Origin of the sequence: Actinomyces sp. HPA0247, assembly GCA_000411415.1 — a bacterium.
In the GTDB taxonomy this organism is placed as follows: domain Bacteria; phylum Actinomycetota; class Actinomycetes; order Actinomycetales; family Actinomycetaceae; genus Pauljensenia.
On the sequence record KE150450.1, the window covers coordinates 531,738 to 546,671 of the forward strand.

Sequence of the window (14,934 nt, forward strand, 5' to 3'; positions counted from 1 at the left end):
AGCGCGGCGCGTGAGCGCCCGGATCGCCCGCGCCCGGCGCCTGACGCGCGTGAGCGCCTGAGCGCATGAAGAAATCCCGGCCTCGTCAATCAGTCGACGAGGCCGGGATTCTTGCGTCTGTCAGGCGTTTCCTCAGAGGGAGGCAACCGCGGTGACGGTGACGGGCACGTTGCCGCGCGTGGCCTTGGAGTAGGGGCACAGCTCGTGGGCGCGGTCGACGAGGGCCTGGGCGCGGTCGAGCTCGACGCCGGGGATGACAACCTCGATGTCGGCGGTCAGGGCGAAGGAGTCGCCTTCGGGGCCCAGCCCGATCGTGGTGCGCACGAGGGAGTCGGTGGTGTCGATGCCCAGTTCCTTGGCGGCCAGCCCCATGGCGCCCTGGAAGCAGGCGCCGTAGCCCATGGCGAAGAGGGCTTCGGGGTTGGCGCCGTCGCCGGGGCCGCCCAGTTCCTTGGGGGCGCGCATGACGTGGGTGATGCCGAGTGCGGGGACGGAGGATGTGCCGGCGCGGCCGCCCGTGGAGTCGGCGGTGACGGAGTATGCGATCTTGCTAGGTGTATTCATGCCCCTATTCCACCACTAGGACTTCAGTCCCGCAAGGGGTTTGACACAAAGACAAGTAGTTCCGCGCGCTCAAGGACGAGGCCGGGGCAAGCCAGCAGGAAACGCGACCTCAGGCGGTCAGGAAGTCCGCGTCGGGGCGGGCGCTCAGGGCTTTGGCGACGGCGCGGCGGAAGCGGTCGTTCATGGGCGGGAGCTGGTCTCCGCGGAAGAACGCAGTCTCGCTGTTTTCGCCGTCTGCGGGGTTGGGGTCACCACTCACCCACTGCGCTGCGAAGGCGACGTCCAGGTAGGTGGTGACGTCGCCGTTGTAGTAGGTGACGGGGCCGACAACCTCGACGGAGAGGAGGCGGCGCACCTCGATGCGAACGTCGGCTTCCTCCAAGGCCTCGCGCGCGGCGGCGATCGCGGGTTCCTCGCCGGGGTCGACGATGCCGGTCACGGGGGTCCATGCTCCGTTGTCCGAGCGGCGCACGCACAGGATGTCGACGGCCTCGGGCGCGATGGGACGTTCCCAGTCGATGGGCGCACAGCCCGCGGCGGGGCGCAGGATGACGACGGTCGTGCCGGGCATCCACAGGGGCGCGTGACCGACGTGTCGGCGCAGCTCGAGGACGAAGTCGGGGGTAGCCATGGCTCTAGTCTACGGCGCTCACAGGAAGGACGTAATGATCGGCAGGAGCAGGATCTTGACGATGATCGCGAAGGCGAAGAGGGTCGCGTAGGCGGCCTCGATGCGCTCGTCGGTCACGCGGGCATCGGCGGCCTGCAGGACGGCCGGCTGGCCGAGGAAGCCCGCGACGCCACCGGCTGCACGAGGCGCCGACAGGCCGATGAACTTCGCACCAATCGCCTGGAGGCCGCAGCACACAACGACCATGACGGCGGCGAGGAGGGCGGCGCTCCAGCCGTCGGGGCTGCCGAGCAGGCTCGCGAACTGCGGGCCGGCGTTCAGGCCGAGGGCCGCGAGGAAGAGCATGAGGCCGATCTGGCGAATCGTCAGGTTCGCGGCGGCGGGCAGGGTCCACACGAGCGGGCCGGTGCGGCGCAGCGCGCCGAGCAGCATGCCGACGATCAGCGGACCAGCGGCGGCACCCAGCTGGAAGCCCTGGCCGCCCGGCAGCGGGAAGGACACGATGCCCAGAAGCAGGCCCAAAACGAGGCCGATGCCAAAGGCCATGCCGTCAACCTCGGCGACGCGGCGCTCGGAATCGCCGAGCCACTCGGCGATGTCGTCGAGCTCCTCCGTGGGGACGACGACCGCGACGTGGTCGCCGAGCTGGAGGTCGAGGTCGTCGCGGGCCAGGAGGTCCAGGTCGCCTCGGCGCACGCGCGTGATGACGGCGCCGAAGCGCTTGGTGACGTTGAGCTCGGAGACGCTGCGGCCCGCGACGTCAGGGTTAGACACGACGATGCGCTCGAATGCCAGGTCGGAGCGATCATCCTCGAGGTTGTGGTCGAGGATCTCACCGACGAGGGGTGCTGTGTCCTTGATCGACGTGGGATCGCCGACCATGACGACGTGGTCGCCGGGCAGCAGGTCCTCGCCGGGGGCGATGACGCGCGTGCGGCCATCACGTCGCAGGTAGGACAGGCGCACACGCTGCTCACGCCACGCTGCAATATCACGGGTGTTGATCTGCTTGGTCACGTGCACACTGACGGCCTCAAGGGACGCGCCCGCCAGGGAAGGCGTGTCCTTGGGACCCAGCCACTTCCTCGTCACCGTGAGGGTCACGATGAGGATGCCACCGATGACGCCAACCGGATAACCGAAGGCGTAGCCGACCGCGGCATTTGCGTCCCCCGTGAGACGCGTGGCCGTATCGAGGGCAGGCGCGGCGGTGAGGGCGCCCGTGAACAGGCCCGAGGTCAGGCCGGACGACAGGCCGAGGAGACGTCCGCCCGCGAGCGCGATAGCCGCGCCGACAATACACACGATCGTCGTCAGCGCGAGGAGGTTCGTCTGCTTGCGCAAATCCTGGAAGAAGGTCGCTCCCGCAGAGATGCCGACGCAATACACGAAGAAGGCCAGGCCCATCGGCTGGACGATCGACATGTGCGTGCTCACGACCTCGGGGTGGACCGCCGAGACGATGAGGCCGACGAAGAGCGCGCCGGCCGCACCGAAGCGCAGCGGGCCGATCCGGATGGCCCCGATCGCCGCACCCAACGCAACAACGACAAAGAGCGCGAGCAGGGGCGAAGACGTGAAAAGAGAGGCCATACCTTTCAGAGTACCTGTCATCCCGAACACGATCAGGGAGAGTGGATAACTACGCACGTTATGAAGCTCACGGATTGGCTACACTGATGCGAGAAACTGAAAGGACGGTCATGTCTCAACCAGCACCCGGATGGTATCCAGACCCCGCAGGCTCTCCCCGCCTGCGCTGGTGGAACGGTGGCATGTGGACCGAGCAGTACCAGCCGATGCCCACCCAGCGCCAGGCCATGCCTCAGCAGGCCATGCCTCAGCAGGGCTTCCCCCAGCAGGGCATGCAGCAAGGCTTCCCGCAACAGGGCGGCCCCCAGCAGGGCGCGCCACAGAACTTCTCACAGCAGGGCTTCCCACAGCAAGGTGGACCCCAGCAGGGTATGCCGCAACAGGGTTTCCCCCAGCAGGGTATGCCGCAGCAGGGAGCTGCCACCAGCGCTCAGGCTGGCATCGCACAGGGCGGCGGCGCACAGCAGACGAACACCCAGAAGGGCCCCCACCTGCCGTCCAATAAGCAGGCGCCGACCGTCTCATCGAATCCCTACGGCTCCGAACCCAAGTTCGACCAGCCGAAGAAGGACTCGCGGGATAAGAAGAACGAACACACCAAGGACTCCAAGACCTCGTCGCGCTGGAAGATCGCGACAGTCGCAGCGTGGGTGGCCGTCGTCGTTTTCGCAGTGACGACGATCATCGCGGGCACCTCCTACAGCCACGCACGTGCGGAGCTCGCACCCGCGGTCAGCGAACGTGACGACGCTCAGGCCCAGCTCGACCAGGCACAACAAGAGCTTGATCAGGCCCAGAAGGAACTTGAGGAGTTGCAGAAGTGAGTTACGTTCCCACCCCCGCGCAAGCACCCACGCGACAGGCTTCAGGGTCCCACAGCGGCATGAAAGTTCTGACGATCATCGGCGCCTGCCTCGCCATCCTCTTTCTGATCCTGTCGGTTGGCCTGGGACTCGGTGCGCGTTCCACCCATCAGGCCGCCCGACAGGCGCAGAGCGACGCCCAGTCCATGCGTGATCAGGCCAAGGAAACGGAGACCGAGACGGCGACGACTCGCACCAAGATCGCCGAGGAGACCAACAAGAAGGAAGCTCAGGCGTGGTGTGACGGGCTGACGAGCGCGAATGCAGATTTCACCTCGCTTGACCTGAAGGCGCGAGAATACACGAACCTGACGGCGACGCGCCGCGAGGCCATCGGCCACATTTGCCCGCAGAAGAAGAACTTTATCGAGGCGTATGCGAAAGACGCATCGCAGGATATGATCAAGCAAGACACCCCCTCCTGCTCTGCGGGGGCATCCTCGGTAACAATCACCGGATCCGTATCCATTACCGGAGCGAACTTGGCTGGCCTCTCAGCGTACGATGTCGGCGTCGAGTTCTACCTCGTCCCCAGCTCTACCATCAAGGGTTATCAGCCCTCGGACAAGCAGACGGTCACCGTCCCCGCGGGCGGATCAGCCTCGCTGACATCGACTGTACCGTTGCCTTCCTTCGACTCGGGATCCTGCATCGTCCGCGCTGTGAGCATCTGGCCCAGCGGGGTCTGAGCATATAGTTGCCCGCCATCCCTGCGGCGACTAGACTCCCTGACCATACCCTCGGTTTTGACACGACACGGGAGAGAGAATCACGATGAGCGAACCCGCGGAAGGCTGGTACGCCGACCCGACCGGTGCCGCGCAGCTGCGCTGGTGGGACGGTCATGCCTGGACGGAATACGTCGAACCCTACGAGGCGACCCCCGCGCAGTCTGAGACCGCCGAGGCGATCCCCGCCTACGACGAGGCCCAGTACTACGCTCAGCAGGAGCAGGTAGCGGCGAACGTGCCGGTTCAGGACGCTGCCGAGGTCCCGCCGATCCCCTCCCCCGAGGAACCCTCGTACTGGGAGGACACCGTACCCGCCCCCTCCCCCGAGGAGACGGCGGCGTGGGAGCCCACCCCCGCCTCGTCGATGGACGAGGCAGGCGCTGCCCCGATCCCGATGCCCGACGAATCCGAGCCCTCCCAGGAGACCCCGAAGCGTTCGGGCACCCTCAAGTGGACACTCGGCTGCGTCGCCTCCTGGATGCTTGTCGCCGTCTTCATCGCGGTCCTCGTTCTCGCATGGTCCCACCTGGGCGCCAGCGGTCGCATCCACGATGACGCGAAGAGCCGCGCCGAAACCGCGCAGCAGGAGCTCGACACCGCGCAGTCCACGCTCGCGGACATTAACCGCCAGATCGAGGAGGCCAACAAGTGAGCGCACCCGCACCGCTGCGCGCAGCGACCGTCGCCGGAGCCGCCCTCGCGGTCATCTTCATCATCCTGTCCGCCGTCGTCGGCGGCATCAACGTCTGGCGTTCGCATTCTGCGTCCAGCTACGAGGCGCAGGCCGAGCAGGCGCAATCCGAGAAGGCCGCGGTCGACCAGCAGATCACCGACGCGAAGACCCGCCTTGACGCCGCCAACGTCCACAAGGACGCTAAGGCATGGTGCGATTCCGTCACCCGCGACACGGCCGCCTCGATCCGCGACGCCATCAAGACCTACGATTCGGCGACGCAGGCCGTCAAGGACGCCATTCACCAGGAATGCGCCCCCAAGGAGACTCTCGCCAACGCGCAGCGCGCCGGCGCCGGCGCCGACGCCGCCTTCAGCCCCGGCGTCCCCGAGTGCACGACCGACCAGGTGACCACGACGATCAACGGCACCATCACCTTGAACTCCGCGAGCCCCATCTCCTCGCTCGGGCCGCTCGAACTGACGATTTCCGGCTACACCCTCGACAAGGGCACGACCCTGAACCCCTCCTCCCCCTACCAGGGGACCACAACTGTCACGCTCACGCCGGGAACCCCTGCTACGTTCACGATCTCCGTTCCGTACGACCCGGCGATGACCGACAAGACCGAGTGCGGGTTCACCATGACCTCCTGGTGGCCGACCAGCCTCTGACAAACACGTGAGGCCCATCACTGAACAGATTCCACCAATTGGCGCTGACCTAAAATTGGCGGGACACAGTGAAAGGAGCCTCCCCGTGAGCAACCCCGGTCAGGTGCCTGCTGCGGCCACACCCGCGGCGGCCAAGCCCACCGCGCAGCCGCCCGCCTCGCAGATCGTCACTGCCGCGATCCTGGCGCTCCTGGCGTTCTTCTTCGTCGTCGGCGCCGTGCTGGCCGGCAGCGTGTACGTCCGTGACGGGGAGGACCTCCAGCGCGCTCAATCAACCTACAATCAGGCCGAGCGGGACCTCCAGGAAGCGAAGGACGCGGGCAAGTGAGCGAGAATTCTTCCCCGACCTCCCTTCGCCCGGCGACAAAGGTCGCGACGAAGAGCCGAGGCCTGAGCATCGTCAACTGGATCATGGCCATCATCGTCGTCATCAGCGCGGTCGCAACCGTCGCCCTGTTGTCGCTGGCGGCCTCCCGCAGCGCTCAGGTCCGCGAGCTCACAAACGACACGGAGAAGACTAAGAAGCGCACGCTCGAGATCAAGGCCGCCAATTGGTGCGACCAGATCATCCCGGACAACGCCGAGAAGGTGCCCGACCTGTACAAGGACTACGACGCAGCGTCGTATGACCTCAAAGCGGAGATCGAACGACAGTGCAAGGCGCGCGTCTCCATCGCGGAAATTATCCGCCGCGCGGATCCCCTGTACGACTTCACGGTCGATCCCGAGTGCACCCTCAACGAGTCGCAGGGCACCGCCTCCTGCACCGCTACCGTGAACGCCAGTCCAACGACGATGCGGCTCAAACTCGCAAACTATCCGTCAACGACCGCGACCCTGCGCATGCGCGTCGCGGACACCCAGACGAGCTTGGTAACCCAGCCGCACGTCATCGACAACGTCGCGACCGTGACGCTCGATTCGAGCGGCAGCGGGACCGTGACCTTCGATGTTCCCGTCGACCCCAGCTGGGGCAGCGCGTACGACATTCAGGTGAGCTCCTTCTTCCCAAACGAGTAACACCAGAATCGAACGAGGTCCCGCTACCCCCTATTCACGTGAAGCCAATCACTGACCGAATCAATAAAATTGATGCTCCCATAGAATGAGGGGGACACAGTGAAAGGAGCCTCCTCGTGAGTAACCCCGTCCAGGGCTGGTACGCAGACCCTGCAGGAACCGACCAGCTGCGCTGGTGGGACGGTGCGCAGTGGACCGACCGCTACCAGGCCGCGCCCATTTCCAACACCGCCACGAATTCCGAAACCCCGAACGCCGCAGGCGATGCCGCGGCCACCGGCGAGACCGCGGCCACCGCCGCTCAGGCCGTGCCGCAGCCCACCGACACCACGGTGCAGTTCACCCCCGTGGCCCAGACGCCTGCCACCAAGGCCACCGGCGGACAGATCGCCCTCGCCGTCATCGCCTCGCTCCTCGTCGTCCTCTTCCTGGGCACGAGCATCATTGCGACTGGCATGCACGGAAAGGCGCGCGAGGACGTCGCGCATTCTCAGTCCATCCTCGATGACGCAAAGAGTGAGCTCCAGAAGGTGCAGGAGGCAATCCAGTGACTGACCTGAACACCGCAGCGTCCCCCGCGGCCACCGCAGCCACCGAGGCTCCCACCGCGACCGCGGCCACCACGAAGCCCGCTAAGAGCAAGGGCCTGTCCATCTTCAACCGCGTCACCTTCATCGTCGCAGCGCTCCTCGCAGTCTTGACGATCGCCATGCTTGTTGCGACTGCGATGACCGCCAAGTCCGCTACCAACATGCGCGACGAGGCCCAGGCGACTCGCGAGCAGGCCGGTCAGGAGCTCGCCTCCTACTGGTGCTCGCAGATCACACCCGAGAATGTCGCGAAGTTCGACGAGCTACGTCAGCTCTACCTCGACGTGAGCGAGACGGCTCAGCACGCTGTCGATCAGCAGTGCCAGAAGAAGGTCACCATTAGTGACCTCGTTGCTAACAACGATCCCAACTCGGCTTTCGACACCACCAGCGAGTGCACTATTAATGCATCACGCACGAAGATCACGTGCACCGCGACCGTTAAGGCAAACGACACGATCAAGAAGGATCTCGCGTCCTTCTCCTCCACGACAGTCACGCTCGACATGACCGTGCGCGCGACGAACAACGCGTTCACGTCGAAGGGCCACGACATCAACAACGTCGCAATCGTCACCCTGGACAGCAGCGGTAACGGCAGCACGCTGATCGAGGCTCCCTACGACCCCACCTGGGGCGAGTACTACAAGATCACCGTGTCATCGTTCTACCCGAACGAGTAACGCGGCGCTCCGACACGCGAAACCCCGTCGCCCCGTGGGCGGCGGGGTTCGTGCATCCGCAGCCGACGCTTGTCGGTCGAGCCCCGGAAGCAACTCAGCCGCGATGACACCCCCGCACGCACCCCACCGGGCCGGCCCCGGCCTCGTCGATGAGCTTAGTAGTGCTCGTGGGAATCGTAGCCGCGCAGCCTATCGAGCTCGCGACGCTCCTTCTTGGTTGGGCGCCCACTGCCCCTCTCCCGCATGGCGACGGGAATATGCACGCGCGGGCGCTCCGGCGTGCGGTCATCGTAGGCGGTACGCGCCTGCGGGTAGGAGACGCGCTTAGCCAGGAGCAGGACGACCCCAAGGATGCGGTCAAATCCCTCAATGCGCAGGCGCACCTCGTCACCCACGCGCACCTTGTAGGCCGCCTTGACGGGCTCCCCGTTCACGCGCACGTGCCCAGCGCGCACGGCGGCCGTCGCCTGGGAACGTGATTTCAGCTGACGGGTCGCCCACAGCCAGGTATCGACGCGCACGGGCGACGATGCGAGCGCACCGGCGGGGATTACGACGTCGTCGGGGGTCTCACTCATCGGCGTCCCCTAGTTGATGCGACGCAGACGCTTCTGGTGGCGGGGCGTCAGGACGATCGCGACGAGCGCGCACAGGATCGGCATGCCGATGAGCATGCCCAGGAGCGCACCCCACGGCACGACCGGCCACAGCGTGGTCAGGGTCGGGAAGATGCGGGAGCGAGCGAACGTGATGACGGCAAGAACGCCGACGACGAGGCCGGCGAGGACCGCCGTCGGGATCGCATTCAGGGCGAGGACAACGCCCTGCCAGGTCGTCACATGGCGACGCATCGCGGGGGCAGCACCGATCGCATCGAGCGTATCGAGGTCGGGGCGCATATCCGAGGCCGACAGCGCCACAACGAGAGCGACCGTGGCGGCCGCGGCAACAACCGCGATAAGCGCCGCGACGTAGGGCAAGACAAGGGAGCGCATCGTCGGCACGATCACCTGGGCCGAGGCGCCGGGCACCTGGCGCGCAATCGTCGCCTGGAACGACGGAGCATCGACGGGGCTCACCGGATGATCGACGGTGAGGAGCTCGCCCAGAGGCCGCACCTGGAGTCCGAGGTAGGACGCCGCAGTCGGCGACAGCACGATGACGTTGACGCGAGTCAGGGGCGAGGCAACGAAGGTCTGGACGGTCGTCACCTTGGCGTCCGGCAGGTTATCGTCCGACGCTCCCGCCGCCTTCGCCTCCGCGATGGCACTCATGTCGAGGCTCCGCAGCGTCACCTGGCCCGCACCATCGATGTAGTCCGGGTCGGGAATGAGGACGCCGCCGGCGTTCAAGGTAGCGATCGCACGCACCATGTCGTCCTCGTTGCTGAAGTACCCAGCCTGACGCAGATACGTGCCGTCATCAACCATGTACGCCACGTCCAGTTCCGTCATGGTGCCCATGTTCGTCGACATCGTGAACGTCGAATTGTTGTACGGGTGCACCGCCTCGACCATCGTGGTCGGGCCACCCGGGCCGCTATTCCACGCCAAGCCGTTCAGCGTCGCCTGCGAGGTGACACCGCGCTGGCCGTCGACCGCATCAACAGCCGACTTCATGAGGTCGCGCGAGCGCTTGACCGAATCCGTGCGGTCAACCGTCGACACGAAGACCTGGCCCCGCTGCCCCACGTGCGGGCGCGAGTTCCAGCCGGCCTCGTTCGAGGAAGACAGGGTGATGAGCAGGCCGCACGCCACGAACACCGTCGTCAGGATCGAGGCCATGGCCGGGAAGGTGCGGTGGCCATTGCGAACGGCGTCGCGCAGCGCCAGGCGCATGCTCATCGACGCGCGGCGGTTGGGAACGCGCCACCGGGTAAAGATGTAGGGGATTGAGCCGATCAGACCCGCCTCCAGCAGGCCGATACCGACGACGAGAGCGAGCACCGAACCGAACCAGGCGGCGACACCGAGGAGTGGCAGACCCGCCAGAAGCGCCAACGGGTAGATCATGCGGCGACGCACGAGGCGCGACGGCTCCCACACGCGACCGCCGATAACGGCGGAGGTGTCAATATGCGATGTCGTGTGGGCCGGTGACACCGACGCCATGAGCGACAGGAGTACCGGCAGGAGCACGGACAGCGCGAGGGGCCACCACGGGACGATGCCGATGCCCAGGCCCGACCACATGCCGATTCCCACCATCGCGGCCGCTGAGAAGGCCGCGGAAAACACAGCCGAGTAGAGGCCGATGATCACGCCGTGGGCGATCGTGAGCCGACGGCCGTCGGTGCGGTCACCGCCATTAGCGACAATCATCGCGGCCGTGCGCATGACCGAGCGCTGAGCAACGGTGTACAGCGGCGAGATGAGCAGGATCATCTCCGTGAGGATCAGGAGAATACCGGCAACGAGCAGCAGGTACTGCCACGGGTTGGCGCTCCGAGTGCTTTGGGGGACCTCGTACTGGGCGATCTGCGAGGGCAGGGCCGAGGCATCGGGCGGGTTTGCCAGCACCTGACGGGACAGGACCGAGAAACCGGACGCGTTCAGCTCGCGGATCTTTTCCCACGACACCGGCGTCGGTCCCGTCACAAACCAGGCAGTCTGGGTGCGCCCCGCGACCGCGAGGCGGTCAATCGGAAGCGTCCCGTCGCCGATAATCGCGCGTTCGGAACCCCCAATGATGGAGTCGATCACGACGTTACCCTTCAGGGATTGAGTCGCTCGTTCCTTCGCGATCGTCAGAGACAGGTTCACCGAGTCGCCAACGCTCACCGACAGGGCCCGGGCCACATCCTCGGAAATGACGGCATGACCAGCGGCCAAGGGCCCGCTCTTACCACCCGCATTGACGCGCGGCGCCTCCAGCGAAGCCGTTTGCGTGCCGTTGTCGACCGTGAAGCCCGTACCGTCGGCCGTTTCCAGACGCAGCTGGTAGAGCGTATCGACGGCGACCAGCTGATCGCCCTCGGGCAGCCAGCTGTCGAGCGTGTCCATCGACACCGAGACCTCGTCGCTCGAGGCCGTCTTCGACAGACGGTCCGCGGTGAAGTCCTGCTCGATGGCCGTCGACGACCGGTGCAGCGTCACCGCCTGGACGTCGCTGCGGTGGCCGAGCCACGACGAGGCCTGGTAACGCTGCGAGGTCGTGACGTCCCAGAAGGTGATCGCCGCGATCGCAATGATGATCGGCAGGGAGATCAAGAAGACCGCCGTGGCCGTACGGCCCAGGCTTTGGCGCGCATCACGAGAGGCGATGCGGAGTACTACTCCCCATCGCCTCATCCGTGTGCTGAGTCGGTTCATCAGATCCTTGGTGCAGTGTCTGCCAGCAGATCCTTCAGCGAATCCCCCCTCGATCGGTCGACAATGCGACCGTCGCGCAGGAAGACAGTCCGATCTGCCCATGCGGCCATTCTGGCCTCATGAGTCACGAGGATACCGGCTGCACCGGCATCAATGTGATCACGCAACACCAACATGATCTGTTCACCGGTGTGAGAATCGAGCGCACCCGTCGGTTCATCAGCAAGAATGACCGAGCGGTTACCCACGAGTCCGCGGGCGATTGCGACGCGCTGGCGCTGGCCACCGGACAGGAGCTCCGGGAAACGATCCGCCAGGTCCGCAACGCCCACCTCCTCCAGCGCGGCCATCGCGGCCTCGCGCACCTTGGAGGGACTCACACCATCGAGCTGCAGCGGCATCTCAACGTTCTCGAGGGCCGACAGCGAGGGGATCAGGTTGTAATCCTGGAAGACGTATCCAATCGACCGACGACGAACCTCGGCACGATGAACGCTATCCAGGGCCGCCAGGTCAACCCCGTTGATATAGACATGCCCGCGGGTCGGACGCTCCAGGCCACCGGCAATCGACAGCAGCGTCGACTTACCGGAACCGGAGGGACCCATAACAGCGAGAAGCTCGCCGGGTGCGACCTCAAGGTCGATCCCGTCGAGCGCTCTCACTCGGACGCCGTCAGCGCCGAACTCATGTCCGACACCCGCCATCCTGATCGGTAGCGGCACAGGCTGGCTCATCGCACCCCGGCACGCTCCGAAATGCCGGCCTCAGCCTGAGCCCAGTTCATCGAGCGACCCTTCGCAGCGGCGAAGGCGGCGCGACGCGCGGCCTCGGAGACCGCACCGGACTCAATGTGGTCGAGCCAGTTGAGCTCGGCCTCGAGGTCGAAGATGTGACGCTCAAGAATGAGCTTCCACGCGAGCTCACCCTCATCGGCCGAAGCCTTCAGGCGGGTCACATCGCGCAGGGAGCCCAGGGTCGAGCGACGCTGGGTCTGGATCATGGCCTCGACGTCGACCGTGGGATCGGCGGCAGCCACAGCGAGCTTCATAACGAGCTCATCACGTTCGGGATGTTCGCGGGGAACGGGGGTGGACCACCAGGCGTTGAGGACATCGCGGCCAGCATCAGTCAGCTCGAAGACCTCGGAATCACGGCCCGCGTTGGTCTCAGCGTGAGACACAACCTGGCCGTCGCGCTCGAGGCGCTGCATCGTCTGGTAGACCTGGCCAATATTCAGCGGCCATGCTCCGCACGTCTGCTCCTCGAACATCTGCTTCAGGCGGTAGACACCGGCGGGCTGCTGCGCAACAAGCGCCAGCAGGGCATTGCGAACCGACATAACTCTCCGTTCGTTGTCTGGACGTGTAGACGATTGTGGTTGAACAGTATCTATCGTACGCCAAAATCGTTGTTAGAGCGGGGAATCGGCGGTGGGTTACCTAACATAAACCCTACCAGCTGGTTAGACAGGGGTTTCCGAAATGACGGGGAATATCAGGCAAATCGACCGTGACACCAATAAAAGTGCCAACCACGTTGCAGATGCCTTTTTCAAGTTTTTCAGTGATATTCCAACAAAGCACCCGTCAAACAGCCAGAGCCCTCCAAAGTCGAGGCGAACATCCTCCAAAACCAGGAAAAACCGCCCTCGAGGGCGCTCTGACCATTGGGACAGAAATTATTTGTCAGCCGACAGTCTCAAATTTTGAGATCTATCGCTCACGCGGGTACCTACTCGGCGAGAACGTCCTCAATATCTTCCCAGAGCACCTCCGGCGACGACGGCGCAACAGCCGCCCAGAATCCGCCATCCTTATCCGCCAGCAAGGGCACCTCATCGGGGTACAGCTCGGCGAACTCCACGCCCGCCAGCACCTCGCACACGTCTTGGCTGGTGGCAAGCAATCGCCAACTGTCGCCCGACAGATCCGGGTACGACACCGCATCAACGACCCGCACGGCGAGCCCCACCCACGCCTCGTCCGCGACGTCCGCCCAGAAGGCTCCCGTCGCCTCGTCGACCTCGGCATCGATCACCTCGGCGATCTCGCGAGCAACGCTCGGCACCTGTTGGAGGATCTGTGGGACGTCGCCCCGTTCCAGGGCAGTGAAGATCACCTCGGGCACCGCCGTCGGCACAATCCCCTCGCCCGACGGCTCTCCCAAGGCACTGAGCTCGAGGAACGTCTCCCTCAGCTGCGCAACATCGATCGCCCACACCGACAGCATGTCTTCCTCGCCGCCGTACATACCTTCATCGTCACACCGCGACACGACGACGGAGCGCGGGCCGACGAAGAAGGTGACGAGGCGACATCCGGCCGGAGCGACGACCCAGGCGGTGAGCACCTTCGTCGCCTGCGCGAACCCCTCGAGGACCGCGGCGAGGTGCGGGACAGGAGTATCGCCGACGACGAGGCCTTGGCCGCGCAGCAGCTCAACGAAAGGATGCGCGGGGTCGGCGAGGAACCCATCGGCGTATGAGCGCAGCGCGTCGCACTCCAGCTCGCTCATATCGAAGACGACGCCGTCCTCCGTCTCGCATGCGTTGATCATGATTTCTCCTGTGTTCTCGAACGGGCGCCCACACGGCGCCGAAACCAGGACAACGCTACGGCACACCGACCGCCAGCGCGAGCGCCGACCGCGACCGCCCCCGACGCGGGAGGCTACACTGGTGGCGACTAGGAGGATTCACCGATGAACACCCCGCTTCCCGCAGGCCCCGCCCCGGCCCCGTCCCCGATTCCAACCCTCGCGCTTCCGACGGGCACGCCCATCCCCGTGCTCGGTTTCGGCACCTACAAGGTCGCACCCGAGGACACGTACGACGCAGTGAGCCGCGCCCTCGAAGTCGGGTACCGCCACATCGACACCGCCCAGATGTACGGCAACGAGGCCGAGGTCGGGGCAGCGCTCGAGGCCTCGGGCATCGCCCGCGAGGACCTGTTCGTCACCACGAAGGTCGACAATTCCAACCACGAACCCGAGCGGGCTGCCGCCTCGATCGAGCGTTCCCTCGAGGACCTGCGTACCGACTACGTCGACCTCCTCCTCGTGCACTGGCCGCTGCCCACGCTCTACGGGGGCGACGTCGCCCTGCCCTGGCCCGCCCTCGAAGACGCTTTTACTGCTGGCCGCGCGCGAGCGATCGGCCTGTCGAACTACGAGCGCGAGCACATCGAGGCCGTCCGAGACGTCGCCACGGTCGCCCCGCACGTCCTCCAGGTCGAGGCCCACCCCTTCCTGCCCAACGCCGCGCTGCGCGATTACGCGCAGGGGCTCGGCATGGTGTTCGAGGCCTGGTCCCCCCTCGCGCGCGGACGCGCCGTCACCGAGGCGACGCTCATCGAGATCGGGACCCAGCTCGGCGTGAGCCCCGCCCAGGTCGCCCTGCGCTGGGCCCTCGACCGCGGCCACGTCGTCTTCCCCAAGACACTGAACCGCGAGCGCATGGCCGCTAACTTCGACGTGTTCTCCTTCTCCCTGTCGCCCGAGCAGAGCGCGCGCATCGACGCGCTGGACGCGGGCGAGGCCGGGCGCATGGGGTCGCATCCGGCCACGATGGACCGACTCTGAAGACGGGTACGATACAGGC

General features: G+C 65.7%; 17 protein-coding genes. 9 read left to right on the top strand and 8 right to left on the bottom strand.

Annotated features, from left to right (window positions below; all coding sequences use genetic code 11):
• Positions 1-132 precede the first annotated feature (132 nt).
• From HMPREF1478_RS02185 to HMPREF1478_RS02195, 3 genes are all read right to left on the bottom strand, one after another.
• Positions 133-564, bottom strand: a complete 432-nt coding sequence (locus HMPREF1478_RS02185) for an Ohr family peroxiredoxin (RefSeq protein ID WP_016460447.1) — start codon at positions 562-564, stop codon at positions 133-135.
• 109 nt (positions 565-673) lie between these two features.
• Positions 674-1,195 carry an NUDIX domain-containing protein gene (locus tag HMPREF1478_RS02190; protein ID WP_016460448.1) on the bottom strand — a complete coding sequence of 174 codons (522 nt, stop codon included), beginning with the start codon at positions 1,193-1,195 and terminating at the stop codon, positions 674-676.
• 18 nt (positions 1,196-1,213) lie between these two features.
• Entirely contained in the window at positions 1,214-2,788 is a 1,575-nt protein-coding gene (locus HMPREF1478_RS02195; RefSeq protein WP_034474828.1) for an aspartate:alanine exchanger family transporter, read from the bottom strand.
• Between the two features lie 110 nt (positions 2,789-2,898).
• On the opposite strand from HMPREF1478_RS02195, the gene HMPREF1478_RS02200 reads away from it, so the two are divergent.
• From HMPREF1478_RS02200 to HMPREF1478_RS02235, 8 genes are all read left to right on the top strand, one after another.
• Positions 2,899-3,612: a DUF2510 domain-containing protein gene (locus tag HMPREF1478_RS02200; RefSeq protein WP_016460450.1), complete on the top strand. Its 714-nt coding sequence runs from the start codon at positions 2,899-2,901 to the stop codon at positions 3,610-3,612.
• Positions 3,609-4,340, top strand: a complete 732-nt coding sequence (locus HMPREF1478_RS02205) for a hypothetical protein (protein WP_016460451.1) — start codon at positions 3,609-3,611, stop codon at positions 4,338-4,340. The genes HMPREF1478_RS02200 and HMPREF1478_RS02205 overlap by 4 nt, the downstream gene beginning before the upstream one ends.
• An 85-nt stretch (positions 4,341-4,425) precedes the next feature.
• Positions 4,426-5,034, top strand: coding sequence for a DUF2510 domain-containing protein (locus HMPREF1478_RS02210; protein ID WP_016460452.1), 609 nt, complete (start codon positions 4,426-4,428; stop codon positions 5,032-5,034).
• Positions 5,031-5,729 carry a hypothetical protein gene (locus HMPREF1478_RS02215; RefSeq protein ID WP_016460453.1) on the top strand — a complete coding sequence of 233 codons (699 nt, stop codon included), beginning with the start codon at positions 5,031-5,033 and terminating at the stop codon, positions 5,727-5,729. Before HMPREF1478_RS02210 ends, HMPREF1478_RS02215 begins: the two co-directional genes overlap by 4 nt.
• Before the next feature lie 85 nt (positions 5,730-5,814).
• On the top strand, positions 5,815-6,057 hold the full coding sequence (locus tag HMPREF1478_RS02220; RefSeq protein ID WP_016460454.1) for a hypothetical protein: 243 nt from the start codon (positions 5,815-5,817) through the stop codon (positions 6,055-6,057).
• On the top strand, positions 6,054-6,749 hold the full coding sequence (locus tag HMPREF1478_RS02225; RefSeq protein WP_016460455.1) for a hypothetical protein: 696 nt from the start codon (positions 6,054-6,056) through the stop codon (positions 6,747-6,749). The genes HMPREF1478_RS02220 and HMPREF1478_RS02225 overlap by 4 nt, the downstream gene beginning before the upstream one ends.
• A 116-nt stretch (positions 6,750-6,865) precedes the next feature.
• On the top strand, positions 6,866-7,300 hold the full coding sequence (locus tag HMPREF1478_RS10070; protein ID WP_016460456.1) for a DUF2510 domain-containing protein: 435 nt from the start codon (positions 6,866-6,868) through the stop codon (positions 7,298-7,300).
• Complete coding sequence (locus tag HMPREF1478_RS02235; RefSeq protein WP_016460457.1) at positions 7,297-8,022, top strand: hypothetical protein; 726 nt, start codon at positions 7,297-7,299, stop codon at positions 8,020-8,022. The genes HMPREF1478_RS10070 and HMPREF1478_RS02235 overlap by 4 nt, the downstream gene beginning before the upstream one ends.
• 155 nt (positions 8,023-8,177) lie before the next feature.
• On the opposite strand, the gene HMPREF1478_RS02240 is transcribed toward HMPREF1478_RS02235, so the two are convergent.
• From HMPREF1478_RS02240 to HMPREF1478_RS02260, 5 genes are all read right to left on the bottom strand, one after another.
• On the bottom strand, positions 8,178-8,600 hold the full coding sequence (locus HMPREF1478_RS02240; RefSeq protein WP_016460458.1) for an RNA-binding S4 domain-containing protein: 423 nt from the start codon (positions 8,598-8,600) through the stop codon (positions 8,178-8,180).
• 9 nt (positions 8,601-8,609) lie between these two features.
• Entirely contained in the window at positions 8,610-11,312 is a 2,703-nt protein-coding gene (locus HMPREF1478_RS02245; RefSeq protein WP_034474830.1) for an ABC transporter permease, read from the bottom strand.
• A gap of 20 nt (positions 11,313-11,332) precedes the next feature.
• Positions 11,333-12,070, bottom strand: coding sequence for an ABC transporter ATP-binding protein (locus HMPREF1478_RS02250; protein WP_016460460.1), 738 nt, complete (start codon positions 12,068-12,070; stop codon positions 11,333-11,335).
• Positions 12,067-12,675 (bottom strand): PadR family transcriptional regulator, encoded by a 609-nt coding sequence (locus tag HMPREF1478_RS02255; protein WP_016460461.1) that lies wholly within the window; start codon positions 12,673-12,675, stop codon positions 12,067-12,069. The genes HMPREF1478_RS02250 and HMPREF1478_RS02255 overlap by 4 nt, the downstream gene beginning before the upstream one ends.
• A gap of 392 nt (positions 12,676-13,067) precedes the next feature.
• Entirely contained in the window at positions 13,068-13,892 is an 825-nt protein-coding gene (locus HMPREF1478_RS02260) for a hypothetical protein (protein WP_016460462.1), read from the bottom strand.
• A gap of 144 nt (positions 13,893-14,036) precedes the next feature.
• Here HMPREF1478_RS02260 and HMPREF1478_RS02265 point away from each other — a divergent pair, with 144 nt between their 5' ends.
• Positions 14,037-14,915: an aldo/keto reductase gene (locus HMPREF1478_RS02265; RefSeq protein ID WP_016460463.1), complete on the top strand. Its 879-nt coding sequence runs from the start codon at positions 14,037-14,039 to the stop codon at positions 14,913-14,915.
• Positions 14,916-14,934 lie beyond the last annotated feature (19 nt).

Coding starts and splice junctions, on each gene's coding strand:
- HMPREF1478_RS02185 (WP_016460447.1), bottom strand. CDS start 564: ATGAATACACCTAGCAAGATCGCATACTCCGTCACCGCCGACTCCACG.
- HMPREF1478_RS02190 (WP_016460448.1), bottom strand. CDS start 1,195: ATGGCTACCCCCGACTTCGTCCTCGAGCTGCGCCGACACGTCGGTCAC.
- HMPREF1478_RS02195 (WP_034474828.1), bottom strand. CDS start 2,788: ATGGCCTCTCTTTTCACGTCTTCGCCCCTGCTCGCGCTCTTTGTCGTT.
- HMPREF1478_RS02200 (WP_016460450.1), top strand. CDS start 2,899: ATGTCTCAACCAGCACCCGGATGGTATCCAGACCCCGCAGGCTCTCCC.
- HMPREF1478_RS02210 (WP_016460452.1), top strand. CDS start 4,426: ATGAGCGAACCCGCGGAAGGCTGGTACGCCGACCCGACCGGTGCCGCG.
- HMPREF1478_RS02240 (WP_016460458.1), bottom strand. CDS start 8,600: ATGAGTGAGACCCCCGACGACGTCGTAATCCCCGCCGGTGCGCTCGCA.
- HMPREF1478_RS02245 (WP_034474830.1), bottom strand. CDS start 11,312: ATGAGGCGATGGGGAGTAGTACTCCGCATCGCCTCTCGTGATGCGCGC.
- HMPREF1478_RS02250 (WP_016460460.1), bottom strand. CDS start 12,070: ATGAGCCAGCCTGTGCCGCTACCGATCAGGATGGCGGGTGTCGGACAT.
- HMPREF1478_RS02255 (WP_016460461.1), bottom strand. CDS start 12,675: ATGTCGGTTCGCAATGCCCTGCTGGCGCTTGTTGCGCAGCAGCCCGCC.
- HMPREF1478_RS02260 (WP_016460462.1), bottom strand. CDS start 13,892: ATGATCAACGCATGCGAGACGGAGGACGGCGTCGTCTTCGATATGAGC.
- HMPREF1478_RS02265 (WP_016460463.1), top strand. CDS start 14,037: ATGAACACCCCGCTTCCCGCAGGCCCCGCCCCGGCCCCGTCCCCGATT.